At 54.5% G+C, this 16,273-nt stretch carries 16 protein-coding genes; 11 read left to right on the top strand and 5 right to left on the bottom strand.

Going from position 1 to position 16,273, the window contains the following annotated elements:
* Window positions 1-76 precede the first annotated feature (76 nt).
* The 6 genes from L1249_RS07730 to L1249_RS07705 are packed head-to-tail and all read left to right on the top strand — an operon-like array spanning window position 77 to window position 6,398.
* Window positions 77-1,051 (top strand): TAXI family TRAP transporter solute-binding subunit, encoded by a 975-nt coding sequence (locus L1249_RS07730; protein WP_058578141.1) that lies wholly within the window; start codon window positions 77-79, stop codon window positions 1,049-1,051.
* An 18-nt stretch (window positions 1,052-1,069) separates the two neighbouring features.
* A complete protein-coding gene (locus L1249_RS07725; protein WP_058578140.1) occupies window positions 1,070-2,947 on the top strand; it encodes a TRAP transporter permease in 1,878 nt (625 codons plus the stop codon).
* Window positions 2,944-3,873 (top strand): 3-hydroxyacyl-CoA dehydrogenase NAD-binding domain-containing protein, encoded by a 930-nt coding sequence (locus L1249_RS07720; protein WP_058578139.1) that lies wholly within the window; start codon window positions 2,944-2,946, stop codon window positions 3,871-3,873. Before L1249_RS07725 ends, L1249_RS07720 begins: the two co-directional genes overlap by 4 nt.
* On the top strand, window positions 3,870-4,718 hold the full coding sequence (locus tag L1249_RS07715) for a 3-keto-5-aminohexanoate cleavage protein (RefSeq protein WP_058578138.1): 849 nt from the start codon (window positions 3,870-3,872) through the stop codon (window positions 4,716-4,718). The genes L1249_RS07720 and L1249_RS07715 overlap by 4 nt, the downstream gene beginning before the upstream one ends.
* Window positions 4,715-6,088, top strand: coding sequence for an acyclic terpene utilization AtuA family protein (locus L1249_RS07710; RefSeq protein WP_062360938.1), 1,374 nt, complete (start codon window positions 4,715-4,717; stop codon window positions 6,086-6,088). The genes L1249_RS07715 and L1249_RS07710 overlap by 4 nt, the downstream gene beginning before the upstream one ends.
* Complete coding sequence (locus tag L1249_RS07705; RefSeq protein WP_170968087.1) at window positions 6,081-6,398, top strand: AtuA-related protein; 318 nt, start codon at window positions 6,081-6,083, stop codon at window positions 6,396-6,398. The genes L1249_RS07710 and L1249_RS07705 overlap by 8 nt, the downstream gene beginning before the upstream one ends.
* A gap of 65 nt (window positions 6,399-6,463) precedes the next feature.
* On the opposite strand, the gene L1249_RS07700 is transcribed toward L1249_RS07705, so the two are convergent.
* The 3 genes from L1249_RS07700 to L1249_RS07690 form a co-directional block, all read right to left on the bottom strand.
* Window positions 6,464-7,342 carry an amino acid ABC transporter substrate-binding protein gene (locus tag L1249_RS07700; protein ID WP_063610158.1) on the bottom strand — a complete coding sequence of 293 codons (879 nt, stop codon included), beginning with the start codon at window positions 7,340-7,342 and terminating at the stop codon, window positions 6,464-6,466.
* 11 nt (window positions 7,343-7,353) lie between these two features.
* A complete protein-coding gene (locus tag L1249_RS07695; RefSeq protein ID WP_058578181.1) occupies window positions 7,354-8,184 on the bottom strand; it encodes an amino acid ABC transporter substrate-binding protein in 831 nt (276 codons plus the stop codon).
* Window positions 8,185-8,249: 65 nt separating this feature from the next.
* A complete protein-coding gene (locus tag L1249_RS07690; RefSeq protein WP_172416584.1) occupies window positions 8,250-9,686 on the bottom strand; it encodes a putative bifunctional diguanylate cyclase/phosphodiesterase in 1,437 nt (478 codons plus the stop codon).
* Between the two features lie 247 nt (window positions 9,687-9,933).
* Here L1249_RS07690 and codB point away from each other — a divergent pair, with 247 nt between their 5' ends.
* From codB to L1249_RS07675, 3 genes are read left to right on the top strand one after another with little or no spacing between them, the layout of a single operon-like run.
* Window positions 9,934-11,196 (top strand): cytosine permease, encoded by a 1,263-nt coding sequence (gene codB, locus L1249_RS07685; protein WP_058578134.1) that lies wholly within the window; start codon window positions 9,934-9,936, stop codon window positions 11,194-11,196.
* 15 nt (window positions 11,197-11,211) lie between these two features.
* Entirely contained in the window at window positions 11,212-12,459 is a 1,248-nt protein-coding gene (codA, locus tag L1249_RS07680) for a cytosine deaminase (RefSeq protein WP_058578133.1), read from the top strand.
* A gap of 51 nt (window positions 12,460-12,510) precedes the next feature.
* Window positions 12,511-12,987, top strand: coding sequence for a YbaK/EbsC family protein (locus tag L1249_RS07675; protein ID WP_062363062.1), 477 nt, complete (start codon window positions 12,511-12,513; stop codon window positions 12,985-12,987).
* Window positions 12,988-13,003: 16 nt separating this feature from the next.
* Here the strand turns inward: L1249_RS07675 and L1249_RS07670 are convergent, their stop codons facing one another.
* Window positions 13,004-13,453, bottom strand: a complete 450-nt coding sequence (locus L1249_RS07670) for a GNAT family N-acetyltransferase (RefSeq protein ID WP_062363059.1) — start codon at window positions 13,451-13,453, stop codon at window positions 13,004-13,006.
* 169 nt (window positions 13,454-13,622) lie between these two features.
* Here L1249_RS07670 and pcsA point away from each other — a divergent pair, with 169 nt between their 5' ends.
* Both pcsA and L1249_RS07660 read left to right on the top strand, forming a co-directional pair.
* Entirely contained in the window at window positions 13,623-14,363 is a 741-nt protein-coding gene (gene pcsA / locus L1249_RS07665; protein ID WP_228168742.1) for a phosphatidylcholine synthase, read from the top strand.
* Window positions 14,363-14,971 carry a DNA-3-methyladenine glycosylase I gene (locus tag L1249_RS07660; protein WP_058578131.1) on the top strand — a complete coding sequence of 203 codons (609 nt, stop codon included), beginning with the start codon at window positions 14,363-14,365 and terminating at the stop codon, window positions 14,969-14,971. Before pcsA ends, L1249_RS07660 begins: the two co-directional genes overlap by 1 nt.
* An 18-nt stretch (window positions 14,972-14,989) precedes the next feature.
* On the opposite strand, the gene L1249_RS07655 is transcribed toward L1249_RS07660, so the two are convergent.
* A partial coding sequence (locus tag L1249_RS07655; protein WP_235253473.1) for an aminotransferase-like domain-containing protein occupies window positions 14,990-16,273 on the bottom strand: 1,284 nt, incomplete at its 5' end.

Below are 16,273 nucleotides of genomic sequence, written 5' to 3'. Positions count from 1 at the left end.
CTCTCATTCTTAATAAGTCAAATGACACGCATCTTCTGGAACCAACAACCCACAATACCCAGAGAGAGCAATTGCTATGTACTCACTAAAAACGCCGCTCTTAACCGCCATTCTCAGCGCTGGCTTAATCGCAGGCACGGCTGCTCAAGCAGAAGAGCAGCTGTTAATTGGCTCAACCTCTACATCGTCTAGCCAATACGGCTATTTCGTCGCCGTTGGGCAAATTATTAATCAGCATGTGGATGGTGTGCGCACCTCGGTCGTAGAAACCGGTGCCACAGTGGACAACTTGCGCCGCATTTTAAGAAACCAGGTCGACATGGGCCTCGTCACCACGAACGTGGGCTATCACGCCTATGCGGGTGAAGGAGAGTTTGAAAGCCGCCCCGTCGATAACCGCCTGCTTTGGGTCTATTCCCAAGCACCACAAAATGTCGTGATGCGCGAAGACTCTGGCGTGACCAGCATGGCGGAATTGGACGGTGCCCGCCTCAATCCTGGCATCACCGGCTCTGCCACCGAAGCAACGACGATTGCCGTCATGGAGACGCTGGGCCTAACCCCTGAGTATGTGCGTGGCTCTACCACAGACGTGGTTGCCGGTGTAAAAGACAATCGCATGGCGGGGTACGTCAAATCTGGCGTAGGTGAAAAGCTGGATGGTTCCTCCATGGATATTGCAACGTTTACGCCGATCCAAGTGCTGTCGCTTAGCGATGAACAGGCTGAAACGCTGAATGAACAGATGCCTGATATTTCCGTGGTCAATATCCCCGAGGGAGCGGCGGATGGCATGCCCGCCTACACGACCTGGAGCTTTGGCTTAGCGATGCACGCAAGCCCCGAACTTGATGAAGAAACGGCTTACCAAATTGTTAAAGCCGTGATGGAAAATCCCGAACCGCAGGTCAGTGCGCTCGCTAATCTCGCCGATGTTGATATCGCCGAACTCACCCTTAGCAGCGGAACAGTGCCTTTTCACCCTGGTGCCGCACGCTATTTTGAAGAGCAGGGATACGATATTCCTGACCGTCTGATGCCATCAGAATAAGGGAAGGAGCTCGGTTCCATGCGCAATAAATTGCTCATGCTGGTCGCCCTGTTTTTGGGCGGCTTCATCTTCTACACCTCAGCGGCTGGGCCTTTTGAAAGCTTGGTTCATCGCAGTCTGTTTCTTGCGCTGGTGATCGGGCTGGGGTTACTCACCTATCCCTTGGGCGCTGGTAAAACATGGCGCCCAGTAGGGGTGGTGATTGATTGTTTATTAGCCCTGGGGGCAATAACCGCCTGCCTGTTTATTACCTTCAACGCCAATAGCATTCTGACCACGCTACCCTGGGCCACCCCCCAGGATATGGCGCTCACGGCCATTTTAGTGGTGTCTATTTTGGAAGTGGCCCGACGAGCTATTGGATGGGTATTCCCGCTACTAGTCACCATCGGTATCGCCTATGCCCTGCTGGGTGACCGACTGTCAGGCCCGCTCAGCCATCGAGGTTTTGATGCTAGTTTCGTGACAGAGACGCTGTTTCTCGGGGATTTAGGCGTATGGGGAATGCTACTCGGCGTAGCTGCCACTACCATTGCCGCGTTTGTACTCTTTGGCAGTCTCTTGCTCCACACAGGTGGCGGCCAGACCTTTATTGATCTTTCAATGCGCATCGGTGGGCGAAGCCAAGGGGGCGCCGCCAAAATCGCGACCGTGGCTTCCAGCCTATTTGCGATGGTGAGCGGAAGCGCGGTGGCTAACGTAGCCACCACGGGCAACTTCACCATTCCTATGATGAAACGGCTCAAATACCCACCGGCCTTTGCTGGCGGCGTTGAAGCGGTTGCATCTACCGGGGGCCAGATCGCGCCGCCGATTTTAGGCGCTGCAGCGTTTATCATGGCTGAGATACTCGGTGTCAGCTACGTCACCATTGCCTTAGCCGCCGTGTTACCCGCGTTCCTTTTCTATGTAGCGGTCTTTTTTACGCTGCACTTGGTCGCTGTGCGCAAAGCCTTACCGCTGGTCCCAGAGAGCGAGCTTCCCGCTTGGCCAGATGTGCTCCAATTTAAGCGGCTGACCCCGATTGTTGCCGCATTGGGTGGCTTGTTTGGTGGCGTTCTCAATGGCTACTCCATCCAATTCGCAGCTTTCTTGGGCATTACTTTGCTGCTTGTCAGTTATCTCTTCTTTGCTTTATTGGACCGAACGCCGCCCCGCCAAATCTTACGTTCGCTACTGACGGGTCTGGAAGATGCTGGCAAGGGCATGGTCATCATTGGAGTGTTGCTCGCCGGGGCGCAGATTCTGGTGGCCATGCTCAACTTAACGGGGATTGGCGTCACGCTGTCGACGCTAGTGGTCAGTGTCGCTGGCGAGCAGGTGTTTCTAGTCGCGCTAATTGTCGCGGTCATCTGCTTGATTATGGGCATGGGCATTCCGACTACCGCAGCCTATGTGCTGGTCGCCGCCGTACTGGCTCCTGCACTGACCCGCATCGGTATCGAACCCTTGGTCGCCCATCTGTTCGTTTTCTATTTTGCGACGATATCGGTCATCACTCCGCCTGTGTGCATCGCGGTGTTTGTTGCTGCGGGGATCGCTAAGGCGGGCTGGTTACAAGTCGCGGGGCATGCTATCCGCTTGGGAGCCACCACCTACGTTATTCCCTTCTTGATTCTGGCGTACCCCGCGCTTATCGGTTTAGGCGATGCCTGGGACATTACCTTAGCCGCCGCACGTGCCATGGCCTTTGTTTTGGCTTTCGCGGGCATATTGGGGGGCGCTCGCCTTTTCGGCAACCGATGGCTGGATAGTGCGCTGCTGGCAACCACAGGGCTATTGGCGCTGGTGCCGAATATCGCACTTGGGTTAGTCGGCATTGCGGGACTGACGGGGCTCTATCTATGGGCCTGGCAATCCTCTCGGCGTGTTGCACTTCAAGGAGCGGAGCTATGAGTCATCAAAGAGTGAACATGACGAATATTGCGATGATTGGCTGTGGCACTATCGGCATTAGTTGGACCGCCTATTTTCTTTCTCGCGGTTTACATGTCACGGCTTTCGACCCGGATGCCAACGCCCGCGCCCAATTTACCCAGCGTGTGGCTGAGGATATGCGTGCCCTTGGTGCCGAGGCCCGCACGCCAGTGGTCGCGCAAACGCTGGCAGAGGCCTTAGAAGGCGTAGAGCTGGTCGTCGAAAATGCGCCTGAATCCGTCTCGCTCAAGCAACAGCTCTTAGTAGATATTCAACAGGCAGCGCCTTCACAAGCGTTGGTGGTGAGCAGCACCTCCTCTTTAAAGCACTCTGATATCACTAAGGGTGCACCTGCGCCTGAGCGCATTATTATCGCGCACCCCTTCAATCCACCCCACCTAGTCCCTCTGGTCGAACTCTATGGGCCAGAAACTGAGCTTGTGGAGCGATTGGTCGATTTTTATCGGCGTATCGGTAAGCAGCCGGTGATGCTACGTAAAGAGATGATTGGCCATATTGCGAATCGACTCTCTTCGGCATTGTGGCGGGAAGCGCTCTATCTATTACAGGAAGGCGTGGCTAGCGTGGAAGACATCGACCTGGCAGTAACGGCAGGCCCAGGGTTGCGGTGGGCCATTCAAGGGCCATTTCTGACTTATCATCTGGGCGGCGGCCAAGGGGGCATTCGCCACTACTTGGAACACCTCGGCCCTAGCCAGGAGTATCGCTGGGCTAGCTTAGGCCAACCGACCATGAACGATGAGCTGTATGCGCAAGTGATCCATGGGGTTGAATCTGCGACGCAAGGCCAATCACTGCCTGACCTTTTTTCTGAACGAGATCGGCAGTTGACGGCTATTCAGCAAGCGCTGGCAATTAACGTAAAACAGGAGGAGACCTTATGAGCCTCTCACCTTGTTTGCTAATGGTAGCCCCTAATGGGGCTCGGCGCGTCTACCACGACCATCCCGCTATTCCTCTCACCCCTGAGGAACTTGCAAGAGACGCACAAGAGTGCCTGGCAGCGGGCGCCTCCGCCATGCATGTGCATGTACGTGAAGCCGGCGGGCGTCATTTACTGGATGCTGGTGCCTACCGAGATGCCATTAGCGCCATTAAGGAAACCGTAGGAGATCAATTACTTCTTCAAGTCACCAGCGAAGCAGGAGGGCGGTATTCCCCCTCAGAACAACGAGATGTGATGGAGGCATTGCAGCCAGGCTACGTGTCTATCGCGGTGCGTGAATGGTTCGGTGATGCTCATGAGGTTCAAGCCAGTGGCGAGCTGTGCCGTTACCTGGCCAGCTGCGGAACACATATTCAATACATCGTTTATTCGCCTGAAGACCTCACCCACTTCAATCACTTAAGAGAGCAAGGTGATGTGCCTAATGGTCCGGCTTTCTTACTCTTCGTACTTGGGCGCTACGTTGACCCACCCATTGCCGACCCAAGCCGTCTACCCGGCTTTTTACAAGCATTAATGGCTGGTGACCACTGGGCAGTCTGTGCGTTTGGGCCAACCGAAGGTGATTGTTTAGCGCTGGCGGCCCAGCAAGGTGGTCATACCCGAGTCGGCTTTGAAAATAATCTATGGCGATCGGATGGCCAACTCGCCACCAACAATGCCGAGCTAGTCGCCGCGACTAAAGCTCGTATCGAAGCGACTGGACGCCGGGTGATGAATGCCTCCGAGGCACGCCGTTTTCTCGCCCTGACTACCGCTGCTAATACGGGGGTGACCTTATGACGGTCGTGGTAGGTTGTGGCGCGGGCTTCTCTGGTGATCGCACCGATGCGGCTAGGCCGCTGGTCGATGCCCTCATGTCTTATGATGCTCCTCGTGCGCTGATGTTTGAAACACTCGGGGAACGCACGCTGGCGGCTGCCCAGTTACGCCGGATCAAAGACCCGGACAGCGGTGATGAGCCGTTGCTGGAAGAGTTTTTATCGCCGGTTCTGAGTGATTGCCTGGCTAACCACATTACGATTTTGGGTAACTTTGGCGCGGCGAATCCAACTGCCGCATGCCGTCGTATTCAGCAGTTGGCTCAGCGCTTAGGCCACTCTCAAGCGTGCTTGGCCACTATTCATGGCGATGATGTTAGAGACCGGCTGCATGCCCTCGACTGGCAGGCTTGGGAGGGCGAAAAGCGGTCTATTTCCGCACTAGAGCAAGTGGTCGCCGCCAATGTCTATCTGGGTGCCGATGCCTTAATCGAGGCCATGGCCCAAGGGGCTCAAGTCGTGATTACAGGGCGAGTGGCCGACCCCTCACTCGCGCTTGCCCCACTCTGTTATTACCACAGCTGGGCAGGCGATGATTGGGACAAACTAGCCGCCGGGGCCTTAGCAGGCCATTTGATTGAGTGTGGCACGCAAGTGACCGGCGGTTACTTTGCTGATCCGGGAGTTAAAGAGGTCCCTGGCATGGCCTCCCTAGGCTATCCCCTGGTGGAGGTTGAGCGTAACGGGCGGCTGGTAGTGACCAAACCACCGGGTACGGGCGGTTTAGTCACCGAGCAAACGGTCAAAGAGCAACTGCTATATGAAATACATAACCCCGGCGCTTATATCACTCCCGATGTCGTCATTGATCTTGAGCACGTCCGGGTCAGGCAGCTTACTAAAGATCGTGTTGAAGTCACCGGTGTACGCGGCAAGCCAGCGCCTGATCGTTTAAAAACCACTGTGAGTTTTCTAGATGGTTACCAAGGCGAAGCCGAGATTTCCTATGCGGGCCCTAATGCCTTCGCTAGAGCAAACCTGGCCAGAGAAACCCTGCGCCAGCGGCTGGCATTGCGCTGCCCCGCCAATCTGCGTGCACGCTTTGACTTAATTGGCATTTCCAGCGTTTTCGATGGCGACTCACAGCTCACCGCTCAAACTTTGCAGGACGCCGCCAACGATATTCGCCTTCGTCTTGCCGTAGAGCATGCAGACAAAAGCGTGGTTGAGCTGGCAACACAGGAGTTATTGGCGCTCTATTGCTGCGGGCCAGCGGGAGGTGGCGGCGTACGACGCCACCATACACAACGCTTAAAAACAGCCTCGTATTTGGTACCCAGGCAACAAGTGGCCCCCACCGTTACACTGCATGGAGGAGAGGGTAATGAGTGAACTATTGCACCGCTATGCCCATGCCCGGGCCGGCGATAAAGGCGACCGACTCAGCCTAGGGGTATTTGTGTATCAGGAGGATCACTACGCTTGGCTAGTTGAGCAACTTTCAGAGCCAAACGTTGCAGCGCTATTTGAGCATCGGGGTGTGAGTCACGTCACCCGCTATTTATTGCCTCATCTAAAAGGGGTGAACTTAGTGCTTGATGACGCGCTACAAGGTGGCGTCAATGGCGCTCTAAACTTGGATGGGCATGGTAAAACGCTATCGGCCTTATTGTTATCTATGCAGGTGACTCCTCCTACTTAAATACGCCAAGCCGCCCTTTGAACGGCTCCCATCAACGTGGGTGGCTTGGCGTCGTATTCATAGCGCTACGGGTTCATAAAATGCTGCGCTAGCGTCTCACTAATAGGCACGTTAAGAGTGATGCCCTTGCCGGGTAACGGCTGCAGAAACCATCTTTCATACAACGCCAATATGTCTCCCCGCTGATAAATCTCGCGCAGCGCCTGGTTGACCTGCTCCACGAACGCTTGGTCCCCTTGGCGCATCAGTAAGCCCAGCGGCTCTTCAGCGGTAACCGCCTCTTCTGAAAGCGAATAGGCTGAGGGATCTTCCGATTCAGCGATCATCGTGCTGAGCAGGATATCGTCCATGGCAAAGGCGGCAACACGACCTTCCGTGACTAGATCAAAGGCTTCTTGCAGCGTTTCCACCGGCACAACAGAAAGGTTGAGCTGCTGTTCGCGGTTGGCTTGGTTAATTTGTCCTACATTGACGGTTCCCCGGGCCACACTCACGCTCCTCCCGGCGAGGTCCTGCAGAGTGAAAAACTGGTTCTCTTTAAGTGCCACAAAGCGTACAGAGACAAAAAAGTGGCTAAGCGAAAAATCAGCGCTGCGCCTTCGCTCCGCATTATTGGTGCTGGCGTTGCACTCAATATCGATTTCGCCGCTGTTTAACAGCTGAACCCGATTACCGGGGGTGCGGAAAACGTACTCAATATCGAGCTTGGGCAGGTTAAGCTGCTGCTGTAACTGCTCCGCCACCCGCTGGCATAATTCAATGGAGTAGCCACGCACATTGCCTTCGTCATCTTGGTAAGAAAAGGGAGCGGTATCGCCATACCCCACGCGAAGCGTGCCGGTTTCACTCAGCCGCTGTAGCGTATTGATCTCCGCTGCTGCTGCCGTAGAGAGCATCCAAACAGCCATCAACAGCCCCCACCACCGCGCTTGCACTCTTTGCATCTCTTACCTCCTTAGTGGGCATAGGCATCTGGGCGCTCAAAGATAGCGGCCAGCTCTGAGCTTACCGGCAAGCCAATCACTCGGTTTCCAGGTGGTATAGGCTTTAAAAACCACTTATCGTACAGCGCCTGAATAGCGCCGCTGTGATAGTGCTCATACAGCGCTTCGTTAACCATCTCAGCAAACACTGCATCCTCTAATGGCATCATCAAGCCATAGGGCTTTGGCTCACTAATTGTTTCTTCCGAAATATGGAAACGCTGAGGCAAGGCCGCCGCAGATACTAGGCTGGCGAGTAAAATATCGTCCATCACAAACGCCGTGGCTTTTTCGTTGGCGACCATCGCGAACGCTTCGTCATGGCTACGGCTTAACATCACTGCGATATTCAGCTCTTGGGTACGATTGAGCTCATTTAACTGCTCAACGTTAATCGTGCCCGTTGTCGAGACAACGCTGCGGCCAGCCAAGTCCGCTACCGTATTTATGTCGTTTTCAGCGAGGGCTACATAGTGCGTGGCGGTGAGAAAATGAGGATAGGAAAACGCGGCCTGCTGGCGGCGTTCAGAAGTGCTGGTGGTGACGCCACACTCTAGGTCAATCTCACCATTACGCAGCAGAATAAAACGATTCACCGGAGTCACCGGCACAAACTCCACTCTGGGCGGAGGGCCTTCAAGCTGTTCGCTAATGCGCTCTACCACCGCCAAACATAGGTCGATGGCGTACCCAACCGGCTGCCCATCGACTAGGTAAGAGAATGGCACCTCGCTTTCTCGATGACCAATCGTAATGGTCTGCCTCTGCGCAATACGTTCAAGTGTAGGAGAGGTGTCTGCCAAGAGCGTAGTGCTGCTAGCTAACACGCTGAAAAGGGAAGCTACTAAGCATGATGTTATCTTCGCCGTCATGAAGTGCCTCCCATCGTCATCTCAGGGCCAAAAACCGCATAGCGCCCTCTCCCCATCGCCTTGGCGGTGTAAAGCGCCACATCCGCGCTACGTAACAGTGAATGGCTACTGGTGCCGTCTCTGGGTGCCAGCGCAATGCCTACGCTGACACCAATGTGCACTTCATGACCATCAATCGAGAATGGCTCCTGTAGAACTTGAACCAGTCGATGGGCTAATTGGTTAGCCTCGGCTAATGCGTCGTGATTAGCGTGCTGAATAATGGAGAACTCGTCACCTCCCAACCGCGCGACTAAATCACACTCTTCCAGCAGCCCTTTTACTCGTTGGCTCGCCTCCACCAGCAACGCATCGCCCGCCGCATGGCCGAGCGTATCGTTCACTGATTTGAATCGGTCTAAATCAAAAATCATTACATTAAAGGGAGTGCCATCAGGCACTTGCATGACGGCTTCTTGTAGCGCGTCGTTGAACTGCACCCGGTTCGGCAGCTTGGTTAAGGCATCGTGATGCGCTAAATGTTGGTAGCGCAGCGCCTGCTCTTTCACCTCTAAGAGGTGTTCACGCTCTTCGACTTTCTTTCGCAACGCCTCAATCGCTTGCGCCATGCAGCCTATCTCATCGCTGCGCTGCGTATAGGGCGTGGCACGGTCAGTCTTATTCTGGGCAATATCCGAGAGGGAACGTATTAGGCGGGGAACAGGCTTAAACAGCTGATTCATCAGCATACTGACCAACATTGCAGTGGCTAGCAGCACAACGAATAACGACGCCACCACTTTGAGTATCAGGTCACGGTGCACCTGATAAAGCTCACCTTTTAAGCCAATGCTTGAGACCACAACCCCGTGTAAAACACCTTGGGGTGTCGTAATGGGCAGAGCACTCACGAAGTGCTCCTCTTCACCAATATGGGCAAAGCCTACATAAAACTCGTTGGCTAACACGTCATTGCTCAGCTCAAACGTATCCGGGAACATCATCTCCTCAATGGTGCTGTTATAAGCATCTGCCACCGGAGTGAAGGTACCGCTTGCATCAAATGCAAAGAGCCACACGTTATGCCGTGTTTGGGCGCTGGCCAACGCCAGCACATCAATAGGGCTGAACCCGCTGCTGAGCACCGAGTCTTCATCGCCAATGGAGCGTGCAGAGACCAATTGATTCACTTGACCAGTGGAATCGGTACGCACAGCGACGGAGGTATAAATTCGGCGAATGGTGGCACTGACAATCTGTGCATTGACCTGAGCTTCGCGCCCCCACTGGCCGCGGGCACTACGCTCGACCATGGTAAAACCCAGCATCGCGCCCATCAGGTAGGCAAAAACAACGCCCAGCAGCATAAAGATGGCGACTTTGCCCACCACCGTGCGATGCCACGGAAGCTTAACCTTGGAAACAGGCGCGTTGTCAGCACTGACCTCTTGCATGCAGTACGTGTCCTTTAATCTGCATTATGGCCATCCGCACAGATGCTATAAGCGACCAAAATCTTGGAGTAACGGTATCGACCTCTCAGCAATAGCTGTAGGCTCATGATTAATTAACAAACTATCACTAAATGAAACATTCATAAGTACACCATTTAAACGCTACGCCTCTGAATTGAGCGGCTTATTTGGCATGCCTTTTGCTGAAACTTAATGGTTTCACTCTGTAATTCAAAAGGGGCTTGATATGCACCAAACTGACTACCCACTTAGTGAAGTACCCCAAAGTGCACGCAAAGGCTTACTCTCAACCTCTGCCGTGCTTCTTGGTTTTACCTTCTTTACCGCCACCATGTGGGCCGGAGGCTCGCTAGGCCAAGCTTTTCCAATCGGTCAACTACTACTGATCATTCTAATTGGCAACCTGCTATTAGGCGCTTATGCAGCCTCGCTTGCTTATATCGCATGTAAAAGCGGTCTGAACTCTGTATTGATGGGCCGCTTCTGCTTTGGTGAAAAAGGCAGCAAACTGTCTGATTTTATTCTTGGTTTTACTCAAATTGGCTGGTACGCCTGGGGTACCGCAACCATTTCACTAGTGCTGGTACGCACCACTGGAATGCCTGATTGGTTGGAAATCCCCTTAATGGTGCTCTTTGGTTTCGGTTTCTGCATAACTGCCATGATTGGTTATAAAGGCATGGATTGGCTGTCACGTTTTGCCGTTCCCGCCATGATGCTATTTATTTTGATCAGCCTGTTCACCGGATTGGTGGATGTACGAGGGTTTGCAGGGCTTAGCCAGAAAACACCTTCTGAGAGTATGAGCGTAGCGGCAGCGATTACCGTTATTATCGGCACTTTTATTAGCGGCGGCACTCAAGCAACCAACTGGAGCCGCTTTGCCAAGACACCGAAAATTGCGGTGATCGCAACGCTTGCAGCCTTTTTCATTGGCAACGGTCTAATGGTGCTGACCGGTGCGCTGGGCACCATGATTTACCAGCAGGCAGATATCGTCGATGTTCTCATCGCTCAGGGCTTTGTCTCCATCGCCGTGCTGATGCTGTTTCTGAATATTTGGACCACCCAAGACAACACCATTTACAACTTCGCTGTGGCGGGCTGCAACTTACTGCGCACGGAAAAGCGCCGACTGGTCACGGTCGGAGGAGCCGCCATTGGCACCGTGCTAGCCGTGGGCGGCATGTATAACCTGCTCATCCCTTTCCTAGTGTTGCTGGGTACATTTATCCCGCCCATGGGCGGAGTGATCATGGCTGACTTTTGGTTGAAACATAAAGGTCAGTACCCCTCGCTCGCCACCGCTCAGCTTCCTGATTTCAACCGTCGTGGTTTAACTGCCTATGCGACCGGTGCAGCCGCCGCTTACTTCTCTCCTCTTCTACCACCACTGGTAGGCGTTTTGGTTGCTGCGGGAAGTTACGCGCTGCTGCTACGGTTAAAGCATGCAACGCTCAGTGACCACGTCTCTGCTACCGCTAAATAATAAGTGAGTACTCCTATGCAAATTGTTAACGCACGCCTGCGCCAACGCCCGGAGCTTTACCGAATCGAGATAAGCAACGGCCTATTCACAGATATCACGGCACAAGATTCGCCACAAACGGCAACCGCTGAACAACTGGATGCAGGCGGCAAGCTCATCTGCGCGCCGTTTATCGAGCCTCATATCCACTTAGATGCCGCCCTCACGGCGGGTGAACCAAGCTGGAACCAAAGCGGCACGCTGTTTGAAGGGATTGAGCGCTGGGGCGAGCGCAAACCGCTGCTTAACGAGGCCGACATTCGCGAACGCGTGTTAAAAACCTTAAACCTACTCATCGGTAACGGCGTTCAGTTTGTGCGCACCCACGCCGATACCAGCGACCCAAGCTTGGTGGGGCTAAAAACACTCTGCGCCTTGCGTGATGAGCTGAAGGATAAGATCGACATCCAGGTGGTGGCCTTCCCTCAGGATGGCCTGCTCTCTTACCCTGGCGGCGACAAGCTAATGGAGGAGGCGCTGGAGATCGGCGCTGACGTGGTGGGTGGTATTCCCCACTTTGAATACACCCGCGAGCTAGGCGTGGCCTCCATGAAGCGGGTGATTGAGCTGGCGATGAAGTATGACCGCTTGGTGGATGTGCACTGCGATGAGATCGACGATCCCAACTCGCGCTTTCTTGAAGTGCTGGCCTGCGAGGCTCTGTTCAATGAGTTAGGCAGCCGCGTGACCGCCAGTCACACTACCGCGATGCACTCTTACGACAACGCCTACTGCTCTAAACTCTTTCTGTTGCTCAAGCGCTCGGGCATTAACTTTATTTCCTGCCCAACGGAGAGTATTCACCTTCAAGGGCGCTTTGATACCTACCCAAAACGGCGGGGTGTCACCCGCGTGAAAGAGCTTAACGAAGCAGGTATCAACGTCTGCTTTGCAGAAGACTCGATCTTCGACCCCTGGTACTCGTTAGGTAACGGCAAGTTGCTACGCACGCTCGATTTTGGCCTGCATATCTGCCAAATGATGGGCTACCAGGATTTTAGCAGCGCACTTTCGCTGATTACCGATAACAGCGCCCGCACTATGAATATCGAATCGCGCTACGGCATAGAAGTGGGCAAACCGGCCAGCTTCAATCTACTAGAGGGCGAAGATGACTACATCGTGCTGCGCAACCAAGGTGATGTACTACTTTCCGTGCGGCACGGTGAGATCATCATGCAGCGGGAGCCATCACGTATCGTCACGCCGCCATGGATTGGCTAAGCCCACGCTGGCAAGTTAGATTAGCGATTCTACTTGCCTAAGGAGCACACCATGAGCATCGAGACCGTTCGCCAGTTTTTTGCCGAGCACGCGCCAGAGGTGGCCATTGAAGAGTTGGAAACCAGCACCGCGACCGTACAGCTCGCCGCCGAGGCTCACGGTGTCGCCCCTGGGCAGATTGCGAAAACATTGGCGTTTAAAGTAGGCGAGAAACCGCTGCTGATTGTGGCCAGTGGCGATGCACGGATCGATAACCGCAAAATCCGCGATACCTTCGGCGGCAAAGCTAAAATGCTCGATGCTGACACCGTGATGGAACTGACCAGTCATCCGGTGGGCGGAGTATGCCCGTTCGGGCTGGCGACGGATCTCCCAGTCTATTGCGACGAATCCCTACACGCATTCGATGAAGTGCTGCCCGCGGCGGGATCACCGAACAGCGCGGTGCGTTTAAGCCCCAAGCACTTGGCCGAGCTGGCTGGTGCCCACTGGGTGGATGTGTGTAAGTTGCCGGAGAACGTCCGCTAAATAGCTGTTAAGTGCTTTACGTTACATCAAGTAAATAGCCATAAAACGCCGTATTGCGCTGCCAACCCAGCGATTCATACAGCCGCTGGGCGCGCTCATTCTCTACCTGCGTCATCAATATCAAACGCGCGACGCCATGTTCACGGGCAAGCTGGGTGGCGGCTTCCATGAGCGCCCTGCCTGTTCCTTTCTCACGACACTCTGGCAGAACAAAAAGGTCGTTCAGCGTCCAGCGTGAATTCAAACCGACGGTGGAAACACCGGGATAAAGTTGAACAAACCCCGTAAGTGCGCCATCACTGTTTTCACTCACTAAAATACGGGAATCCGCTTGCCCAAAGCGCTGGCGCAGAAAAGCACGCGCTGCTTGGATATCCCTTGGCTGTTGATAAAACTGACGATAGCCATCTAGCAGTTCGGTTAAAGCGTCGAGATCATGAATAGTGGCAGGGCGAACATGGGTCATACGTTACCTTTCTCGTGGTTCACTCAATCATCGTGGCAATGGAGTAAAGCGGCACTCAACGGATACGCGGCGTATTTCCTGACGGCTTTCTTATAGTAGTGTATCGTCTTTTGAACGTTTATTAATCAATCCAACAGCAAGGGGACGACGCGTTCCCACTGGGGTTACCGTGGTCCAATCACTCTCTACTCAAACTGAATCCCGAGCACCGATTTACAAAGCTTGGAGTGTCCATGTCTTCACCGCCAGCGGCGTGCTGCTTGGCACGATGGCGCTGCTGGCGCTGGTTGATAACAACCCGGTGGCCTGCCTGCTTTGGCTGGGGGCGGCGATGATGATCGATGGTATTGATGGCACTCTGGCGCGCAAATATGAGGTGAAGTCCGTACTCCCCCACTTCGATGGTTCCACGCTGGATATGGTGATTGATTACCTCACCTGGGCCTTTATCCCCGCGCTGTTCATTTACTACTTCATTGAATTGCCGCCCTATTTAGGGCTGATCTCGGTCTTTATCATTTTGCTATCGTCGATGTTCTGCTTCTGCAACGTCGATATGAAAAGCCAAGATAATTACTTCGTAGGCTTTCCAGCCGCCTGGAACATTGCCGCCGCCTATTTTTACATTCTTGATTTACCGCCACTGCTGACGCTTGGCGCAATACTCGTCCTGGCGATGCTGACCGTGACGAAAATGAAGTTTCTGCATCCGTTTCGCGTGCGCCTATTTATGCCGCTCAATATCGCTGTGACGCTGCTTTGGTGTGGCTGCGCGACCGCGTTAATCCTTTCAGCCCCTGATCAAGCTACCTGGGCACTATGGGGCTTAGGATTGACCTCTGCTTACTTCGCCGGCATGTGCCTTTGGCGCACGGCCCAGGAGTGGTTCGACGGGCAGGAGGCGCGCTAATGGCCAACGCCTTTATCGCTCCCGACGGCCACCCACGCTGCCAGTGGTGTGGCGGAGCAGCGGAGTTTCTGCCCTATCACGATCACGAGTGGGGCTTTCCCGTTGACGATGACCAGCGGCTGTTTGAAAAGCTCTGCTTGGAGAGTTTTCAATCAGGCTTGAGCTGGCGAACGATTTTGAACAAGCGTGAGAATTTCCGCGCGGCTTTCCACCACTTCGATTTCAATAAAGTCGCCGGTTTTGACGAAGAGGACGTGCAGCGCTTGCTGCAAGATGCGGGCATTATTCGTCACCGCGGTAAGATCGAAGCCACCATCAATAACGCGCGTTGTGCGCAGGAAATGGTGGTTCAAGAAGGCTCGCTAGCGGCGTTTTTCTGGCGCTATGAACCGGATAGCGCTTCTCTGCCTGCCCCACAAACGCAAACCACATCGCCGGAATCTATCGCGTTAGCAAAAGATCTTAAAAAGCGCGGCTGGAAGTTTTTCGGCCCCACCACCGCGTTTGCGTTTATGCAGGCCATGGGGCTGATCAATGATCACTCGTTAAATTGCATTACTCGCGAACGCGTTGAACAGGCGCGCGCAGCGTTTCAGCGGCCTTCTTGAATGAACACCTCGTTGCTCTTACTTCATCGCCAGTGAGGACTCGCGTACCTCGCTGAGCATCTCACGCGCTAGCTCGCCTACCGTGCGCACCGCTTCTTCCATCGCAGGCGTTAAGGTAAACGCGTAGTTCAACCGCAAGCACTGGCGAAACTTACCCGATGCAGAGAACAGCGCCCCCGGCGCCACATGGATGGCGTGTTGCGCTAAGCGCTCGTTAAGGCGCACGCAGTCGACATCCGCCGGTAGCTCTACCCAGAGTAAAAAGCCCCCTTGCGGGTAGCTAATGCCTGACCCTTTCGGAAAGTAGCGCTGCACCCAGCTAATCATGATATCCCGCTGGCGTTGATACTGGCGGGAAACAGCGCGTAGATGACGCTCAAAATGGCCCTTGGCGACAAACTCCGCCACGGCCAATTGCGGCAACGTGGCAGACGCGCCGGTGGAGACGTACTTCATATGCAGCGCCTTTTCCCGGTAGCAGCCAGGGGCCAGCCAGCCCACGCGCAGGCCCGGCCCTAAGGTTTTCGAGAAACCGCTGCACAGCAGCACGCGCCCGTCGGTATCAAAGGATTTTATCGTGAGCGGCCTGGGTTGGGTGTATGCCAAATCCCCATAAATATCATCTTCAATAATGGCCACATCAAAACGTTGGGCAAGCTGATAGAGCGCCCGCTTGCGCGCTTCTGGCATGGTATAGCCTAACGGGTTGTTATAGGTGGGCGTTACCTGAATGGCGCGAATAGGCCACTGCTCCAGCGCCAGCTCTAACGCTTCCAGGCTGATACCGGTTTGCGGGTCGGTGGGAATCTCCAGCGCCTTTAAACCGTTGGCTTTCAGAATCTGCATGGTGCCGTAGAAGCTGGGCGAATCTACCGCCACCACATCGCCGGGCTGGGTGAGCGTGCGAAGCGCAATGGAGAGCGCTTCCTGGCAGCCGGTGGTAATCAGCACATCATCCGGATGCAGCAGGCAGCCAGATGCCACCGCCAAGCGCGCCACCTGTTGGCGCAGTTCAGGGCTACCGCTGAGTTTGTCGTAATTAAAGCCGTGCAGATCGTTACTACGGTGCAGCCCGGCGAGGATTTTCGACAATGGCTTTAACGACGCCACCTCAAGATTGGGCACACCGCGCCCAAGCAGCAGCCGTTTGTCGTCTCGCTGGGTAGCTACCAGCTCTAGCAGCCTGTCGGACTTTCCGTTGCACCGTGAGATACTGACCACCGTCATCGCCGAGCTGAGAAGATCGCCATGAGCCGCTTCATCCCTGTGGATCGCCAGACCGATTACCTGCTGCCGCCTTCG

This window comes from Halomonas sp. Cn5-12 (assembly GCF_021532545.1).
Taxonomy (GTDB): Bacteria; Pseudomonadota; Gammaproteobacteria; order Pseudomonadales; family Halomonadaceae; genus Vreelandella; species Vreelandella aquamarina.
Note: the sequence above shows the minus strand (reverse complement) of the source record. Positions and strands in the feature narration are given on the sequence as shown.